Origin of the sequence: Escherichia sp. KS167_9B (assembly GCF_030295215.1) — a bacterium.
GTDB classification, from domain to species: Bacteria; Pseudomonadota; Gammaproteobacteria; order Enterobacterales; family Enterobacteriaceae; genus Escherichia; species Escherichia coli_F.
In genome coordinates this window covers 2,474,945-2,492,141 of sequence record NZ_AP025754.1, presented here as the reverse complement: position 1 = coordinate 2,492,141, position 17,197 = coordinate 2,474,945, and the positions used below count along the sequence as shown (strand labels likewise).

15 protein-coding genes are annotated in these 17,197 nt (G+C 51.2%); 14 read left to right on the top strand and 1 reads right to left on the bottom strand.

Going from position 1 to position 17,197, the window contains the following annotated elements; translation table 11 throughout:
- The first annotated feature begins 133 nt into the window (after positions 1-133).
- The 3 genes from udk to asmA all read left to right on the top strand — a co-directional run bounded on the left by udk (position 134) and on the right by asmA (position 3,323).
- Positions 134-775, top strand: coding sequence for a uridine kinase (udk, locus tag QUE34_RS12545; protein WP_000132077.1), 642 nt, complete (start codon positions 134-136; stop codon positions 773-775).
- Positions 776-866: 91 nt separating this feature from the next.
- The gene (dcd, locus tag QUE34_RS12540) at positions 867-1,448 is read left to right on the top strand and encodes a dCTP deaminase (RefSeq protein WP_001234777.1); all 582 of its coding nucleotides are present in this window, start codon (positions 867-869) and stop codon (positions 1,446-1,448) included.
- Positions 1,449-1,469: 21 nt separating this feature from the next.
- Positions 1,470-3,323 carry an outer membrane assembly protein AsmA gene (asmA, locus tag QUE34_RS12535; RefSeq protein WP_032184537.1) on the top strand — a complete coding sequence of 618 codons (1,854 nt, stop codon included), beginning with the start codon at positions 1,470-1,472 and terminating at the stop codon, positions 3,321-3,323.
- A gap of 458 nt (positions 3,324-3,781) precedes the next feature.
- Here asmA and QUE34_RS12530 read toward each other — a convergent pair whose 3' ends face one another.
- Positions 3,782-5,365 carry a TerC family protein gene (locus QUE34_RS12530; RefSeq protein ID WP_001366304.1) on the bottom strand — a complete coding sequence of 528 codons (1,584 nt, stop codon included), beginning with the start codon at positions 5,363-5,365 and terminating at the stop codon, positions 3,782-3,784.
- A 658-nt stretch (positions 5,366-6,023) separates the two neighbouring features.
- Here QUE34_RS12530 and wza point away from each other — a divergent pair.
- The 11 genes from wza to fcl all read left to right on the top strand — a co-directional run bounded on the left by wza (position 6,024) and on the right by fcl (position 17,197).
- Complete coding sequence (wza, locus tag QUE34_RS12525; RefSeq protein ID WP_000978094.1) at positions 6,024-7,163, top strand: polysaccharide export protein Wza; 1,140 nt, start codon at positions 6,024-6,026, stop codon at positions 7,161-7,163.
- A 5-nt stretch (positions 7,164-7,168) separates the two neighbouring features.
- Positions 7,169-7,612, top strand: coding sequence for a low molecular weight protein-tyrosine-phosphatase Wzb (gene wzb, locus QUE34_RS12520; protein WP_000482901.1), 444 nt, complete (start codon positions 7,169-7,171; stop codon positions 7,610-7,612).
- Between the two features lie 2 nt (positions 7,613-7,614).
- Positions 7,615-9,777 carry a tyrosine-protein kinase Wzc gene (gene wzc / locus QUE34_RS12515; RefSeq protein WP_000137145.1) on the top strand — a complete coding sequence of 721 codons (2,163 nt, stop codon included), beginning with the start codon at positions 7,615-7,617 and terminating at the stop codon, positions 9,775-9,777.
- Between the two features lie 128 nt (positions 9,778-9,905).
- On the top strand, positions 9,906-10,745 hold the full coding sequence (gene wcaA / locus QUE34_RS12510; RefSeq protein ID WP_000654503.1) for a colanic acid biosynthesis glycosyltransferase WcaA: 840 nt from the start codon (positions 9,906-9,908) through the stop codon (positions 10,743-10,745).
- 2 nt (positions 10,746-10,747) lie between these two features.
- Entirely contained in the window at positions 10,748-11,236 is a 489-nt protein-coding gene (gene wcaB, locus QUE34_RS12505; RefSeq protein ID WP_032184535.1) for a colanic acid biosynthesis acetyltransferase WcaB, read from the top strand.
- Positions 11,233-12,450 (top strand): colanic acid biosynthesis glycosyltransferase WcaC, encoded by a 1,218-nt coding sequence (gene wcaC, locus QUE34_RS12500; protein WP_032303323.1) that lies wholly within the window; start codon positions 11,233-11,235, stop codon positions 12,448-12,450. The genes wcaB and wcaC overlap by 4 nt, the downstream gene beginning before the upstream one ends.
- Entirely contained in the window at positions 12,425-13,645 is a 1,221-nt protein-coding gene (wcaD, locus tag QUE34_RS12495; protein ID WP_032303322.1) for a colanic acid polymerase WcaD, read from the top strand. The genes wcaC and wcaD overlap by 26 nt, the downstream gene beginning before the upstream one ends.
- Before the next feature lie 125 nt (positions 13,646-13,770).
- Positions 13,771-14,517 (top strand): colanic acid biosynthesis glycosyltransferase WcaE, encoded by a 747-nt coding sequence (wcaE, locus tag QUE34_RS12490; RefSeq protein ID WP_103253880.1) that lies wholly within the window; start codon positions 13,771-13,773, stop codon positions 14,515-14,517.
- Positions 14,518-14,532: 15 nt separating this feature from the next.
- Complete coding sequence (wcaF, locus tag QUE34_RS12485) at positions 14,533-15,081, top strand: colanic acid biosynthesis acetyltransferase WcaF (RefSeq protein WP_032303320.1); 549 nt, start codon at positions 14,533-14,535, stop codon at positions 15,079-15,081.
- Positions 15,082-15,107: 26 nt separating this feature from the next.
- Positions 15,108-16,229 carry a GDP-mannose 4,6-dehydratase gene (gene gmd, locus QUE34_RS12480; protein WP_000048190.1) on the top strand — a complete coding sequence of 374 codons (1,122 nt, stop codon included), beginning with the start codon at positions 15,108-15,110 and terminating at the stop codon, positions 16,227-16,229.
- A 2-nt stretch (positions 16,230-16,231) separates the two neighbouring features.
- Positions 16,232-17,197, top strand: a complete 966-nt coding sequence (gene fcl / locus QUE34_RS12475; protein ID WP_000043584.1) for a GDP-L-fucose synthase — start codon at positions 16,232-16,234, stop codon at positions 17,195-17,197.

Here is a 17,197-nt window from a genome sequence, read left to right as displayed (position 1 = left end):
TCGTCAACAATTAACTCTGAGCGCGCGGCAACGCTATTCGACTGGTATCAGGCGGATGAAATCCCTATAATTGCCGCGTTTGGCGCTTCGTCGCCCCCTTCCTAACATCCAGGTTAATCAGGTCGCTAAATATATGACTGATCAGTCTCATCAGTGCGTCATTATCGGTATCGCTGGCGCATCGGCTTCCGGCAAGAGTCTTATTGCCAGTACCCTTTATCGTGAATTACGTGAGCAAGTCGGTGATGAACACATCGGCGTAATTCCCGAAGACTGCTATTACAAAGATCAAAGCCATCTGTCGATGGAAGAACGCGTTAAGACCAACTACGACCATCCCAGCGCGATGGATCACAGCCTGCTGCTTGAGCATTTACAAGCATTGAAACGCGGCTCGGCAATTGACCTGCCGGTTTACAGCTATGTTGAACATACGCGTATGAAAGAAACGGTAAAGGTTGAGCCGAAGAAGGTCATCATTCTCGAAGGCATTTTGCTGCTGACGGATGCGCGTTTGCGTGATGAACTTAACTTCTCAATTTTCGTTGATACCCCGCTGGATATCTGCTTGATGCGCCGCATCAAGCGTGATGTTAACGAGCGTGGGCGTTCAATGGATTCCGTGATGGCGCAATATCAAAAAACCGTGCGCCCGATGTTTCTGCAATTCATTGAGCCTTCTAAACAATATGCGGACATTATCGTGCCGCGCGGCGGGAAAAACCGCATCGCCATCGATATATTGAAAGCGAAAATAAGTCAGTTCTTTGAATAAGCTTGATAAATTGTGTACCGTTCAGTGATAACCTGGTATGCCCTTGACGTAATTGGCGTTAAGGGAGTGATGCACGAAAGGAGAAAATGCCATGCGTCTGTGTGACCGAGATATTGAAGCCTGGCTTGATGAAGGCCGTTTGTCGATCAACCCACGTCCGCCAGTGGAGCGTATTAATGGCGCGACGGTGGATGTGCGCCTGGGCAATAAATTTCGTACCTTCCGTGGTCACACGGCAGCGTTTATCGATCTGAGCGGTCCCAAAGATGAAGTGAGCGCCGCGCTTGACCGCGTGATGAGCGATGAGATCGTACTCGATGAAAGCGAGGCGTTTTATCTTCACCCAGGAGAGCTGGCGCTGGCGGTGACGCTGGAGTCGGTGACGCTGCCAGCCGATCTGGTGGGATGGCTGGACGGTCGTTCCTCACTGGCGCGTCTGGGGCTTATGGTGCACGTCACCGCGCACCGTATCGATCCGGGCTGGTCTGGCTGCATTGTGCTGGAGTTCTACAACTCCGGTAAGCTGCCGCTGGCGCTGCGTCCGGGCATGTTAATTGGTGCGCTGAGCTTTGAGCCGCTTTCCGGCCCGGCGGCGCGACCTTACAACCGCCGTGAAGATGCGAAATATCGCAACCAGCAGGGCGCGGTAGCCAGCCGAATCGATAAAGACTAATTCAGGCCCATTGAGGATACCATGAGACGATTTCTGACGACGCTGATGATACTCCTGGTCGTGCTGGTGGCCGGGTTATCTGCGTTAGTGTTGCTGGTGAATCCGAATGATTTCCGCGACTATATGGTCAAGCAAGTTGCTGCACGTAGCGGTTATCAATTGCAGCTCGACGGGCCACTGCGTTGGCACGTCTGGCCGCAACTTAGTATCCTCTCCGGGCGAATGTCTCTCACTGCCCAGGGCGCGAGCCAGCCACTGGTTCGCGCAGACAACATGCGTCTGGACGTGGCGCTTTTACCACTGCTGAGTCATCAACTGAGCGTTAAGCAGGTGATGCTAAAAGGGGCAGTGATCCAACTGACGCCGCAGACGGAAGCGGTACGCAGCGAAGATGCCCCGGTTGCACCGCGCGACAATACCTTGCCGGATCTGTCAGACGATCGCGGATGGTCGTTTGATATATCCAGTCTTAAGGTGGCGGACAGCGTGCTGGTGTTCCAGCATGAAGATGACGAGCAGGTGACAATCCGTAATATCCGCCTGCAAATGGAACAAGATCCCCAACATCGTGGTTCATTTGAGTTCTCCGGGCGGGTTAATCGCGATCAGCGCGATCTCACGATATCCCTTAACGGTACGGTAGATGCTTCTGATTATCCGCATGATTTAACGGCGGCTATTGAACAAATTAACTGGCAGTTGCAGGGTGCCGATTTACCAAAACAAGGTATTCAGGGGCAGGGGAGTTTCCAGGCCCAGTGGCAGGAGTCACATAAACGCCTTTCATTTAACCAAATTAGTTTGACCGCCAATGACAGTACGCTGAGCGGGCAAGCACAGGTCACGCTGACAGAGAAACCGGAATGGCAGCTGAGACTGCAATTCCCGCAACTGAATCTTGACAACCTCATCCCGCTTAAAGAAACAGCGAACGGTGAAAACGGTGCCGCGCAGCAGGGGCAGAGCCAATCCACGTTGCCGCGCCCGGTCATTTCTTCGCGTATTGATGAACCGGCCTATCAGGGATTGCAAGGCTTTACGGCTGATATTTTGTTGCAGGCCAGTAACGTGCGCTGGCGCGGAATGAATTTTACAGACGTTGCCACGCAAATGACCAACAAGTCGGGTTTGCTGGAAATTACTCAACTGCAGGGCAAGCTTAACGGTGGACAGGTTTCACTGCCGGGCACGCTGGATGCAACATCAACAAATCCGCGGATAAACTTCCAGCCACGGCTGGAAAACGTTGAGATTGGCACCATTCTGAAGGCGTTTAACTATCCGATTTCGTTGACCGGAAAGATGTCACTGGCTGGTGATTTCTCCGGTGCTGACATAGATGCCGACGCATTCCGCCACAACTGGCAAGGACAGGCGCATGTCGAAATGACGGACACACGTATGGAAGGGATGAACTTCCAGCAGATGATTCAGCAAGCGGTAGAGCGTAATGGTGGTGATGTGAAGGCCGCTGAAAACTTCGATAACGTGACGCGTCTTGACCGCTTTACCACCGATTTGACGTTGAAGGATGGCGTTGTGACGTTAAACGACATGCAAGGTCAATCGCCTGTGCTGGCGCTGACAGGGGAAGGCATGTTGAATTTGGCAGATCAAACCTGCGACACCCAGTTTGATATTCGGGTCGTGGGTGGCTGGAACGGGGAAAGCAAACTGATTGATTTCCTCAAAGAAACGCCAGTACCGCTGCGGGTTTATGGCAACTGGCAGCAACTTAATTACAGTCTGCAAGTGGACCAGCTGCTACGCAAACATCTACAGGACGAAGCCAAACGTCGCCTGAATGACTGGGCCGAGCGGAATAAAGATTCCCGCAATGGCAAAGATGTGAAGAAGTTGCTGGAGAAGATGTAAGTCATCCAGATGATATATGCTGTAGGCCTGATAAGACGCGTAAGCGTCGCATCAGGCAATCACGTAGATTACTTTCAGCAAAGATGAATCATCTGTATAAGTAAGATACTTCAGCGAGGGTGTTGGTCCGGCTGTAAATCGCCGAATCGTTTCCTGTAGGCCGGGGCAGCCCACATGGATGTGGGCTGAGGGCGCGTTTTACAGGGATGTTACCTCGCGCCCGTACCCGATAGCCGAAAGGAATAAGATGAGGGGACCGCGCTAGCGGCGATTTACCGCCGGGAGCCCGGGTTGCCAGGGTGGTGGCGATTGAGCCACCCTGGCACGTTCACCGGCTTGAGCGTTCCAAAGTAGCGAGGAACATAAAGTGAACGGAACAGCCTCTAATGTCACATACTCTCCCGGTTGAATGAAACGCCTGATGCGACGCTTACGCGTCTTATCAGGCCTACATACCATCACACCTCGTACTCCATCTCGCCATCCTTATGCAGCGGAATAATCTGCACCTTCTGCACGCGATGGCTTTCCACCTGCAACGTTTTAAGCAAATAATCCCCCACCTGAACTTCTTCGCCAGGTTTTGGAATACGCTGTAAATATTCCATCAACAGCCCGGCAATGGTGTGATATTCACGTTTTTCATCCAGCGGCAGCGGCACATATTGCACCAGATCTTCCAGCGGCATATGACCATTCGCCGTCCAGGAACCGTCGGCATTCTTCTGAATATCATGGCGGGCGTCGATCTCTTCCACTTCGTTCGGTAAGTTACCGGCAATGGTTTCAGTGACGTCACTTAATGTCACAATCCCTTCCACCGAGCCAAACTCATCCACCACAAAAGCAAAGTGTGTGCGGGCATTACGGAACTGCTCCAGGGCAGGTAACAACGGTAAAGTTTCCGGGAACACCAGCGGTTGGCGAATCAACACCCGCAGGTTGAGCGGTTCGCCGCGCAGTGACTGTTGTAACAGGTCGATAACGTGAACGACACCGAGCAAATCTTCTGCATCATCGCCGTCGGTAACGACCAGACGCGTGTGCTGATTTCGCTCCAGCAGCTGGCGGATCTCCTCTTCTGGCGCGTTGAGATCGATATGCTCAATATCGTGGCGCGACGTCATGATGCTGCTGACAGTACGCTGGTTAAGATTAAGTACCCGCTCAATCATCCGCCGTTCCTGCGGATTAAAGATCTGCTGGTTACCATGATCCACCAGCATGGACGCGGTTTCGGCATCCAGTTCCGCATCTTCTTTTTGCCCGCTAAGCAGGCGCATTACCGCTTCGGTAGTCCGCTGGCGCAGTGTCTGGTTAGCGGAAAGAAAACGTCGCCGGTTAAAGATAGCCAACTGATTGAGCGCCTCGATCATCACCGAGAAACCAATGGCAGCATACAGATAGCCTTTCGGAATGACGAAGCCGAAACCTTCCGCCACCAGGCTAAAGCCAATCATCAACAGGAAACTTAGGCAGAGTATGACGATGGTCGGGTGACTGTTAACAAATTGCGTTAACGGCTTGCTTGCCATCAGCATCAGGCTGATCGCGATAACAACGGCGGCCATCATGACCAGTAAATGGTCGACCATCCCGACGGCAGTAATCACCGAGTCAAGTGAGAAGATGGCGTCCAGTACCACAATTTGCGTCACCACGCCCCAGAACTTCGCACCTTTGCGTTGCGTGGGGTTATTGCTGTCTTTCCCCTCCAGCCGTTCGTTCAACTCCATCGTGGCTTTGAACAGCAGGAAGAAACCACCAAACAGCATGATTAAGTCGCGGGCGCTAAAGGTAAACGAGCGGAAGCTGAACAGTGGTTGAGTCAGGGTGACCAGCCAGGAGATTGACGCCAGCAGTAACAGGCGCATTAACATTGCCAGCAGCAGCCCGGTAACCCGTGCGCGGTCGCGCTGCTTCGGCGGTAGTTTTTCGGCGAGGATGGCAATAAAGACCAGGTTATCAATGCCGAGGACCAGTTCGATCACAATCAGCGTGATTAACCCGGCCCAGATAGACGGATCGGCAATCCATTCCATAGTAAGTACAAAACCTATTCGTTGTATGACAAATGTCACAATTCGATCATGGATAAATCGGGGCAAAAATGCAATGTTGCAGCACTATTTATCTCATATTATTTGAGGTTTATAACCTCACATTATCCCTGAATTAAAAGTGGTAATAATAAAACATTATTTAAGAAATATCGCATGTGGAGACACTATATTAAATATTGTCAACCTAAAGAAACTCCTAAAAACCATATTGAATGACACTTAATATAATTCTTAAAAATAGCCAATTGCCGAATTGTTACCTTGCCTGCTATTCCGTTAGCTGTAACACTTCCTCCTGCATTATGGGAAGCCAATATTCAATTACCATAATGCCACCTTATATCTGGAAAATTAATTCACGGAATAACGCTTTTTCATAATCAACTGCATGATGAAAGAGTTAGAAAATCTAAACTAAATCAGTGTATTGGTAGCTAAAAAGCCAGGGGCGGTAGCGTGTCTGGACGCCTGAGAGACCAGTCTGAATTATTCTGTCAATAGCCTGCGGATGAAATCAATTTTTTTAGGACTGATGCCAGTTAAATTTTTATTCAATTAACTGCAAGGTAAATGTGCATGGCGACATTGCTATTAATAGTGCACAGGATAATTACTCTGCCAAAGTGATAAATAAACAATGATGAAATCCAAAATGAAATTGATGCCATTATTGGTGTCAGTAACCTTGATAAGCGGTTGCACAGTACTTCCGGGCAGCAATATGTCGACGATGGGTAAAGACGTCATCAAACAGCAGGATGCTGATTTCGATCTCGACAAAATGGTGAATGTTTATCCGCTGACCCCGCGCCTGATTGATCAATTACGCCCACGACCCAACGTCGCGCGCCCCAATATGACGCTGGAAAGCGAGATTGCCAATTATCAATATCGTGTCGGGCCGGGCGACGTTCTTAATGTCACCGTCTGGGATCACCCGGAACTCACCACTCCAGCTGGTCAGTACCGCAGCTCCAGCGACACCGGCAACTGGGTACAGCCTGACGGCACTATGTTCTACCCGTATATCGGCAAGGTTCACGTGGTGGGGAAAACGCTCGCTGAAATCCGCAGTGATATTACCGGGCGCTTAGCGACGTACATCGCTGACCCGCAGGTGGACGTTAATATCGCCGCCTTCCGCTCGCAAAAAGCCTATATCTCCGGTCAGGTGAATAAATCCGGTCAACAGGCGATCACCAACGTACCATTGACCATTCTCGACGCCATTAACGCCGCAGGTGGCCTGACCGATACCGCTGACTGGCGCAACGTGGTGCTAACACACAATGGTCGTGAAGAACGCATTTCTTTGCAGGCGCTGATGCAAAACGGCGACCTCAATCAGAACCGACTGCTTTACCCCGGCGATATTCTCTACGTGCCGCGTAATGATGATCTGAAAGTATTTGTGATGGGTGAAGTGAAGAAACAGAGCACCCTGAAAATGGACTTTAGCGGCATGACCCTGACTGAAGCCCTGGGCAATGCTGAAGGCATCGACATGACCACCTCCAACGCCAGCGGCATCTTTGTCATTCGTCCGCTGAAAGGCGAGGGCGGGCGTAACGGCAAGATTGCCAATATCTATCAGCTGGATATGTCCGATGCCACGTCGCTGGTGATGGCGACAGAATTCCGCCTGCAGCCTTATGACGTGGTGTATGTCACCACCGCTCCGGTTTCCCGCTGGAACCGTCTGATCAATCAGTTGCTGCCAACTATTAGCGGTGTCCGTTACATGACGGATACAGCCAGCGACATTCATAACTGGTAATCGTCATGTTTAACAACATCTTAGTTGTCTGTGTCGGCAATATTTGCCGTTCCCCGACGGCGGAACGCTTACTGCAACGTTATCACCCTGAGCTGAAAGTAGAATCCGCTGGACTCGGCGCGCTGGTCGGTAAGGGCGCTGATCCTACCGCTATCAGCGTCGCCGCAGAACATCAACTGTCTCTGGAAGGTCACTGTGCACGGCAAATCAGCCGCCGCCTGTGTCGCAACTACGACCTGATATTGACTATGGAAAAGCGCCATATCGAACGCTTATGCGAGATGGCACCTGAGATGCGCGGCAAAGTGATGCTGTTTGGTCACTGGGATAACGAATGTGAAATCCCCGATCCGTATCGCAAAAGCCGGGAAACGTTTGCAGCGGTGTACACATTACTTGAACGGTCTGCCCGCCAGTGGGCGCAGGCATTGAACGCAGAGCAGGTATAACAATGACAGAAAAAGTAAAACAACATGCCGCTCCGGTAACGGGCAGTGATGAAATCGATATTGGTCGCCTGGTCGGCACCGTCATTGAAGCGCGCTGGTGGGTAATTGGCATCACCGCCGTATTCGCCCTCTGTGCCGTGGTTTACACCTTCTTCGCCACGCCGATATACAGCGCCGACGCACTGGTACAAATCGAGCAAAACAGCGGCAATTCGTTAGTGCAGGATATCGGCTCGGCATTAGCCAACAAACCGCCAGCATCGGATGCTGAGATCCAGTTGATTCGTTCGCGCCTGGTGCTTGGTAAAACGGTGGACGATCTCGACCTCGATATTGCGGTGAGCAAAAACACGTTCCCGATTTTCGGTGCGGGCTGGGATCGCCTGATGGGACGTCAGAACGAGACCGTAAAAGTGACCACCTTTAACCGTCCAAAAGAGATGGTGGATCAGGTGTTTACGCTTAATGTGCTGGACAACAAAAACTACACTTTGAGCAGCGACGGCGGCTTTAGCGCTCGTGGGCAAGCGGGTCAGATGCTGAAAAAAGAAGGCGTCACGCTGATGGTTGAAGCCATTCACGCCAGCCCGGGCAGTGAGTTTACCGTCACTAAATACTCCACGCTGGGGATGATCAATCAACTGCAAAACAGCCTGACGGTAACAGAGAATGGCAAAGACGCTGGCGTACTGAGCCTGACATATACCGGTGAAGATCGCGAACAGATCCGCGATATTCTTAACAGTATCGCCCGTAACTATCAGGAACAAAATATTGAGCGCAAATCGGCGGAAGCGTCGAAAAGCCTCGCCTTCCTCGCGCAACAGTTACCAGAAGTACGCAGCCGCCTTGATGTTGCTGAAAACAAACTGAATGCCTTCCGTCAGGATAAAGATTCTGTTGATCTGCCGCTGGAAGCGAAAGCGGTGCTTGATTCAATGGTGAACATCGACGCGCAGTTGAACGAACTGACCTTTAAAGAGGCGGAAATCTCCAAGCTGTACACCAAAGTTCACCCGGCGTACCGCACGCTGCTGGAGAAACGTCAGGCGCTGGAAGAAGAGAAGGCCAAACTTAACGGTCGCGTAACGGCGATGCCGAAAACCCAGCAGGAGATTGTGCGTCTGACGCGCGATGTCGAGTCTGGGCAGCAGGTCTATATGCAACTGTTGAATAAAGAGCAGGAGCTGAAAATTACCGAGGCCAGCACCGTCGGCGATGTGCGTATTGTTGACCCGGCAATCACCCAGCCTGGCGTGCTGAAACCGAAGAAAGGGCTGATTATTCTCGGCGCAATCATCCTCGGCCTGATGCTTTCTATCGTGGGTGTGCTGCTGCGCTCGTTGTTCAATCGCGGCATTGAAAGCCCGCAGGTGCTGGAAGAACACGGTATCAGCGTCTATGCCAGCATCCCGTTGTCGGAATGGCAGAAAGCGCGCGATAGCGTCAAAACCATCAAAGGGGTTAAACGCTATAAACAGAGCCAGCTACTGGCGGTGGGGAATCCAACCGATCTGGCGATTGAAGCCATCCGTAGTCTGCGTACCAGTTTGCACTTCGCGATGATGCAGGCACAGAACAATGTGTTGATGATGACCGGGGTTAGCCCGTCAATCGGTAAAACCTTTGTCTGCGCCAACCTGGCGGCGGTCATTAGCCAGACCAATAAACGGGTGTTGTTGATCGACTGTGATATGCGCAAAGGCTACACCCACGAGCTGTTGGGCACCAATAACGTCAATGGCCTGTCGGAAATTCTGATTGGTCAGGGCGATATTACTACCGCTGCTAAACCCACTTCGATTGCCAAATTTGACCTGATCCCGCGCGGCCAGGTGCCGCCAAATCCTTCTGAACTGTTGATGAGCGAACGCTTTACCGAACTGGTGAACTGGGCGAGTAAAAACTACGACCTGGTGTTGATTGATACGCCGCCGATTCTGGCTGTGACCGATGCCGCAATTGTCGGGCGTCACGTCGGAACCACGTTAATGGTGGCGCGTTATGCGGTCAACACCTTGAAAGAAGTGGAAACCAGTCTGAGCCGCTTTGAGCAAAACGGTATTCCGGTGAAAGGGGTGATTCTGAACTCTATCTTCCGCCGCGCCAGCGCGTATCAGGATTATGGCTATTACGAATACGAATATAAGTCGGACGCGAAATAACGAGATCCGCTGTCGGATGCGATGCTGACGCATCTTATCCGACCTACGTTCACGCCGCATCCGGCAACAGAACCTGTAAACCAGCTTATAAACCGGCAGAACATCTCGATACTCCGGGAGAACAACCTATGAAAGACAATCCGCTGATCTCAATCTATATGCCGACCTGGAACCGCCAACAACTGGCGATTCGGGCGATAAAATCGGTCCTGCGCCAGGACTACAGCAACTGGGAGATGATCATCGTGGATGATTGCTCCACCTCCTGGGAACAACTGCAACAGTACGTCACCGCCCTCAACGATCCGCGTATTACGTACATTCACAACGACATTAACAGCGGGGCGTGCGCGGTACGTAACCAGGCGATTATGCTGGCACAAGGGGAATACATCACCGGGATCGATGACGACGATGAATGGACACCCAACCGCCTGAGCGTCTTCCTCGCCCATAAACAGCAACTGGTCACACATGCGTTCTTGTACGCCAACGACTACGTTTGCCAGGGCGAAGTTTATTCCCAACCGGCAAGCTTGCCGCTGTATCCCAAATCGCCGTATTCACGCCGCCTGTTCTACAAACGCAATATCATTGGTAATCAGGTCTTTACCTGGGCGTGGCGTTTCAAAGAGTGCTTGTTCGATACCGAACTGAAAGCGGCACAGGATTACGACATCTTCCTGCGAATGGTGGTGGAGTACGGCGAACCGTGGAAAGTGGAAGAGGCGACGCAGATCCTGCATATCAATCACGGCGAAATGCAGATCACCTCGTCACCGAAAAAATTCTCCGGGTACTTCCACTTTTATCGTAAGCACAAAGACAAATTCGACCGCGCCAGCAAGAAATATCAGTTGTTTACCCTCTACCAGATCCGCAATAAACGCATGACCTGGCGCACCTTGTTGACGCTGCTGTCGGTGCGTAACGGCAAACGTCTGGCTGATGGAATTCGGGGGCGCTAAAGATGCTGGAAGATCTGCGCGCCAACAGCTGGAGTTTACGCCCGTGCTGCATGGTTCTTGCCTATCGCGTTGCTCATTTTTGTTCAGTGTGGCGCAAAAAAAACGTCCTCAACAATCTGTGGGCGGCCCCGCTGTTGGTGCTGTATCGCATTATCACCGAATGCATTTTCGGTTATGAAATCCAGGCCGCCGCGACCATTGGCCGACGCTTTACTATCCATCACGGCTATGCCGTAGTGATCAATAAAAACGTGGTCGCGGGGGATGATTTCACCATTCGCCACGGCGTCACTATCGGCAATCGTGGTGCCGATAACATGGCATGTCCACACATTGGCAACGGCGTCGAACTCGGTGCCAACGTCATTATTCTCGGCGATATCACGATTGGTAACAACGTTACCGTGGGGGCGGGCAGCGTGGTGCTCGACGCAATCCCGGACAACGCGCTGGTGGTGGGAGAAAAAGCGCGAGTGAAGGTAATTAAATGAATATTCTGCAATTTAATGTGCGACTGGCGGAAGGCGGGGCGGCAGGTGTGGCGTTAGATCTCCACCAGCGCGCGCTGCAACAGGGGCTGGCGTCACATTTTGTCTACGGCTACGGCAAAGGCGGCAAAGAGAGCGTCAGCCATCAGAACTATCCGCAGGTCATCAAACATACGCCGCGGATGACCGCGATGGCGAACATTGCCCTGTTTCGTCTGTTTAATCGCGATCTGTTCGGCAATTTCAATGAGTTATATCGCACCATTACTCGCACACCGGGACCGGTGGTCCTGCATTTTCATGTGCTACACAGCTACTGGTTGAATCTTAAGAGCGTGGTGCGCTTTTGCGAAAAAGTGAAAAACCACAAACCGGACGTCACTCTGGTCTGGACGCTACACGATCACTGGAGCGTTACCGGACGCTGCGCCTTTACCGACGGTTGTGAAGGCTGGAAAACGGGCTGCCAGAAATGCCCGACCTTAAATAACTATCCGCCGGTGAAGATTGATCGCGCACACCAGCTGGTGGCGGGCAAACGCCAGTTATTCCGCGAGATGCTGGCGCTGGGCTGTCAGTTTATTTCCCCCAGCCAGCATGTGGCTGATGCTTTCAATAGTCTGTACGGTCCAGGGCGTTGCCGGATTATCAATAATGGCATTGATATGGCAACCGAAGCGATTCTGGCGGACTTGCCTCCGGTGCGCGAAACCCAGGGCAAGCCGAAAATCGCGGTGGTGGCGCATGACCTGCGTTACGACGGCAAAACTAACCAGCAACTGGTGCGCGAGATGATAGCGCTGGGCGACAAAATCGAACTGCATACCTTCGGTAAGTTCTCGCCGTTCACCGCTGGCAACGTGGTTAATCACGGCTTTGAAACTGACAAGCGCAAGTTGATGAGCGCGCTCAATCAGATGGATGCGCTGGTATTCAGTTCTCGCGTCGATAACTACCCGCTGATTTTGTGTGAGGCGCTATCGATTGGTGTGCCGGTGATTGCCACCCATAGCGATGCGGCGCGGGAAGTGCTGCAAAAATCCGGCGGTCAAACCGTCAGCGAAGAAGAGGTGCTGAAACTGGTGCAGTTAAGCAAACCGGAAATCGCGCAGGCGATATTTGGTACCACGCTGGCTGAGTTCAGCCAACGCAGCCGCGCCGCCTACAGTGGACAACAGATGCTGGAGGAGTATGTCAACTTCTATCAGAATCTGTAGCTACCTGCTGCTGCCGCTGATTTACCTGCTGGTTAACGTCAAAATCGCCCAGCTTGGCGAAAGTTTCCCCATCACCATCGTCACTTTTTTACCTGTCTTGTTACTGCTGTTTTTAGAGCGCATCAGCGTTAAAAAATTGATGATTGCCTTAGGGATTGGTGCGGGACTCACGGCGTTTAACTACCTGTTTGGTCAGTCGCTGGATGCCAGTAAATACGTCACTTCAACTATGCTGTTTGTCTATATTGTGATCATTATTGGCATGGTGTGGAGTATTCGTTTTAAAACAATTTCGCCACACAACTATCGCAAGATATTACGTTTCTTTTATCTGGTGGTGGGGCTGGTGGTGGCGCTGGCGGCGGTGGAGATGGCGCAAATTATCCTCACTGGCGGCAGCAGTATTATGGAGTCGATTTCGAAATATCTGATTTACAGCAACAGTTATGTGCTGAATTTCATTAAATTCGGCGGCAAGCGCACGACAGCACTTTATTTCGAACCGGCATTTTTCGCTCTGGCATTAATCTCAATTTGGCTCAGCATCAAACAGTTTGGTATCAAAACGCCTAAAACCGATGCTATGATTCTCGCAGGGATAATATTATCCGGATCGTTTTCAGGGGTTATGACCTTTATCCTGTTTTATTTGTTGGAGTGGGCGTTTCAATATCTGAACAAAGAGGCGATTAAGAAAAAGTTACCGTTAGCATTGATTTCTCTGGCTGTATTCCTGGTTGGTGTGGTAATCGCGTTTCCTTATATTTCCACCCGCTTGGGCGATTTAGGTACGGAAGGATCGTCATCGTATTATCGTATTGTCGGTCCACTGGTGATGGTCGGTTATTCTTTGAGCCATATTGACGGTGTAGTCAGATTTGGCTCACTTTATGAATATGTCGCATCATTCGGAATATTTAACGGTGCGGATGTCGGAAAAACCATAGACAATGGTTTGTATCTGCTGATTATTTATTTTTCCTGGTTCGCAGTGCTTTTATCACTGTGGTACATGGGGAAAGTGATAAAAATGATGATCAACGCTTTTGGTGATAATCGCAATTTTCGTGTGCAGCTCTATCTTTTTACTCCGGTGTCGCTGTTTTTTACCGGTTCGATATTTAGCCCGGAATATGCATTTTTAATCGTCTGTCCATTTATTTTGCGAAAAGCGTTAAATATACACCCTAAATAATTCGAGTTGCAGGAAGTTGGTGACGCAGCGAATCCCCAGGAGCGTACACGAGTACCTGACTGGGGTGAGCGAGGAAAACCAACGCACATGCAGCTTGAAGTATGACGGGTATTACGAGGTAAAAAATGTTGCTTAGCATAATCACCGTTGCGTTTCGTAACCTCGAAGGGATAGTCAAAACACACGCCTCGCTGGCGCATCTGGCGCAGGCTGACGATATCAGCTTCGAATGGATTGTTGTCGATGGCGGTTCCAATGACGGCACCCGTGAGTATCTGGAAAATCTCAATGGTATCTATAACCTACGCTTTGTCAGTGAACCAGATAAGGGCATCTACGACGCCATGAACAAAGGCATTGCGATGGCACAAGGCAAGTTTGCGCTGTTTCTCAACTCGGGCGATATTTTTCATCAGGATGCCGCAAATTTTGTCCGTAGATTAAAAATGCAAAAAGATAACGTGATGATTACCGGCGATGCGCTGCTGGATTTTGGCGACGGGCATAAAATTAAACGTCGCGCTAAACCGGGCTGGTATATTTATCACAGCCTGCCCGCCAGCCATCAGGCGATATTTTTCCCGGTATCCGGCTTGAAAAAATGGCATTATGACCTGGAGTATAAAGTTTCTTCCGATTATGCGCTAGCGGCCAAAATGTATAAAGCCGGTTATGCATTTAAAAATCTCAATGGCCTGGTGTCTGAATTTTCTATGGGTGGGGTATCTACCACCAATAATATGGAATTGTGTGCTGACGCGAAAAAAGTCCAACGGCAAATATTACATGTGCCTGGCTTCTGGGCTGAATTATCCTGGCATTTACGCCAGCGCACGACGGGTAAGACTAAAGCCTTATATAACAAAGTCTGAATATAAGGAATACCAATGCAAGATTTAAGCGGTTTCTCGGTGCCGAAAGGGTTCAGGGGCGGCAACGCTATTAAAGTGCAATTGTGGTGGGCAGTACAGGCAACATTATTTGCCTGTTCGCCACAAGTATTGTATCGCTGGCGGGCATTTTTATTACGTTTATTCGGCGCAAAAATAGGAAAAAACGTAGTTATTCGTCCGTCAGTAAAAATTACCTATCCGTGGAAATTAACCTTAGGTGATTACGCGTGGGTCGGCGATGACGTCAATTTATATACCCTCGGTGAAATAACCATTGGCGCACATTCGGTGATATCGCAAAAAAGTTATTTATGCACCGGGAGCCACGACCATGCAAGTCGACATTTCACCATAAACGCCACGCCCATTGTGATTGGTGAGAAATGCTGGCTGGCAACCGATGTTTTTGTTGCTCCTGGCGTCACGATCGGCGACGGCACCGTCGTGGGTGCGCGAAGCAGTGTTTTTAAATCGCTTCCGGCAAATAGAGTTTGCCGGGGGAATCCCGCAGTGGTGATACGCGAACGCGTTGAAACTGAATAAATTCAAAAAATACAGAGGAATAAGACATGTCAAAAGTCGCTCTCATCACCGGTGTAACCGGACAAGACGGTTCTTACCTGGCAGAGTTTCTGCTGGAAAAAGGTTACGAGGTACATGGTATTAAGCGTCGTGCATCGTCATTCAACACCGAGCGCGTGGATCACATTTATCAGGATCCGCACACCTGCAACCCGAAATTCCATCTGCATTATGGCGACCTGAGTGATACCTCCAACCTGACGCGTATTTTGCGTGAAGTGCAGCCGGATGAAGTGTACAACCTGGGCGCAATGAGCCACGTTGCGGTTTCTTTTGAGTCACCGGAATATACCGCAGACGTTGATGCGATGGGCACACTGCGTCTGCTGGAGGCGATCCGCTTCCTTGGTCTGGAAAAGAAAACCCGTTTCTATCAGGCTTCCACTTCTGAACTGTACGGTCTGGTGCAGGAAATTCCGCAGAAAGAAACCACGCCGTTCTATCCGCGATCTCCATATGCGGTCGCCAAACTGTACGCCTACTGGATCACCGTTAACTACCGCGAATCCTACGGCATGTACGCCTGTAACGGTATTCTCTTCAACCATGAATCCCCGCGCCGCGGCGAAACCTTCGTTACCCGCAAAATCACCCGCGCAATCGCCAACATCGCCCAGGGGCTGGAATCGTGCCTGTACCTCGGCAATATGGATTCCCTGCGTGACTGGGGCCATGCCAAAGACTACGTAAAAATGCAGTGGATGATGCTGCAACAGGAACAACCGGAAGATTTCGTTATTGCTACCGGCGTTCAGTACTCCGTACGTCAGTTCGTGGAAATGGCGGCAGCACAGCTGGGCATCAAACTGCGCTTTGAAGGCACGGGCGTTGAAGAGAAGGGCATTGTGGTTTCCGTCACAGGGCATGACGCGCCGGGCGTTAAACCGGGCGATGTGATTATCGCCGTTGACCCGCGTTACTTCCGTCCTGCTGAAGTAGAAACGCTGCTCGGCGACCCGACCAAAGCGCACGAAAAGCTGGGCTGGAAACCGGAAATCACCCTCAGAGAGATGGTGTCTGAAATGGTGGCTAATGACCTTGAAGCGGCGAAAAAACACTCTCTGCTGAAATCTCACGGCTACGACGTGGCGATCGCGCTGGAGTCATAAGCATGAGTAAACAACGCATTTTTATCGCTGGCCATCGCGGGATGGTCGGTTCTGCCATCAAGCGACAGCTCGAACAGCGCGGTGATGTGGAACTGGTATTACGCACCCGCGACGAACTGAACCTGCTGGACAGCCGCGCGGTGCATGATTTCTTTGCCAGCGAGCGCATTGACCAGGTCTATCTGGCGGCGGCGAAAGTGGGCGGGATTGTCGCCAACAACACGTATCCGGCGGATTTCATCTACCAGAATATGATGATTGAGAGCAACATCATTCACGCTGCGCATCAGAACGACGTGAACAAACTGCTGTTTCTCGGATCGTCCTGCATCTACCCAAAACTGGCAAAACAGCCGATGGCAGAAGGCGAGCTGTTACAGGGCACGCTGGAGCCGACCAACGAGCCATACGCCATTGCCAAAATCGCCGGGATCAAACTGTGCGAATCTTACAACCGCCAGTATGGACGCGATTACCGCTCTGTCATGCCGACCAACCTGTACGGGCCGCACGACAACTTCCATCCGAATAATTCGCATGTGATCCCCGCATTGCTGCGCCGCTTCCACGAGGCGACGGCACAGAATGCACCGGACGTGGTGGTGTGGGGCAGCGGTACGCCGATGCGCGAATTTCTGCATGTCGATGATATGGCGGCGGCAAGCATTCATGTCATGGAGCTGGCGCACGAAGTCTGGCTGGAAAACACCCAGCCGATGCTGTCGCACATTAACGTCGGCACGGGTGTTGACTGCACTATCCGCGAGCTGGCGCAAACCATCGCCAAAGTGGTGGGTTACAAAGGTCGGGTGGTTTTCGATGCCAGCAAACCGGATGGTACGCCGCGCAAACTGCTGGATGTGACGCGCCTGCATCAGCTTGGCTGGTATCACGAAATCTCACTGGAAGCGGGGCTTGCCAGCACTTACCAGTGGTTCCTTGAGAATCAAGACCGTTTTCGGGGGTAA

Bases quoted from the DNA above. Each gene is read 5' to 3' on its own strand.
- wcaC (WP_032303323.1), top strand. From the start codon at position 11,233: ATGAATATTCTGCAATTTAATGTGCGACTGGCGGAAGGCGGGGCGGCA.
- wzb (WP_000482901.1), top strand. From the start codon at position 7,169: ATGTTTAACAACATCTTAGTTGTCTGTGTCGGCAATATTTGCCGTTCC.
- wza (WP_000978094.1), top strand. From the start codon at position 6,024: ATGATGAAATCCAAAATGAAATTGATGCCATTATTGGTGTCAGTAACC.
- wcaB (WP_032184535.1), top strand. From the start codon at position 10,748: ATGCTGGAAGATCTGCGCGCCAACAGCTGGAGTTTACGCCCGTGCTGC.
- udk (WP_000132077.1), top strand. From the start codon at position 134: ATGACTGATCAGTCTCATCAGTGCGTCATTATCGGTATCGCTGGCGCA.
- wcaE (WP_103253880.1), top strand. From the start codon at position 13,771: ATGTTGCTTAGCATAATCACCGTTGCGTTTCGTAACCTCGAAGGGATA.
- wcaD (WP_032303322.1), top strand. From the start codon at position 12,425: ATGTCAACTTCTATCAGAATCTGTAGCTACCTGCTGCTGCCGCTGATT.
- gmd (WP_000048190.1), top strand. From the start codon at position 15,108: ATGTCAAAAGTCGCTCTCATCACCGGTGTAACCGGACAAGACGGTTCT.
- asmA (WP_032184537.1), top strand. From the start codon at position 1,470: ATGAGACGATTTCTGACGACGCTGATGATACTCCTGGTCGTGCTGGTG.
- wzc (WP_000137145.1), top strand. From the start codon at position 7,615: ATGACAGAAAAAGTAAAACAACATGCCGCTCCGGTAACGGGCAGTGAT.
- QUE34_RS12530 (WP_001366304.1), bottom strand. From the start codon at position 5,365: ATGGAATGGATTGCCGATCCGTCTATCTGGGCCGGGTTAATCACGCTG.
- fcl (WP_000043584.1), top strand. From the start codon at position 16,232: ATGAGTAAACAACGCATTTTTATCGCTGGCCATCGCGGGATGGTCGGT.
- wcaF (WP_032303320.1), top strand. From the start codon at position 14,533: ATGCAAGATTTAAGCGGTTTCTCGGTGCCGAAAGGGTTCAGGGGCGGC.
- dcd (WP_001234777.1), top strand. From the start codon at position 867: ATGCGTCTGTGTGACCGAGATATTGAAGCCTGGCTTGATGAAGGCCGT.
- wcaA (WP_000654503.1), top strand. From the start codon at position 9,906: ATGAAAGACAATCCGCTGATCTCAATCTATATGCCGACCTGGAACCGC.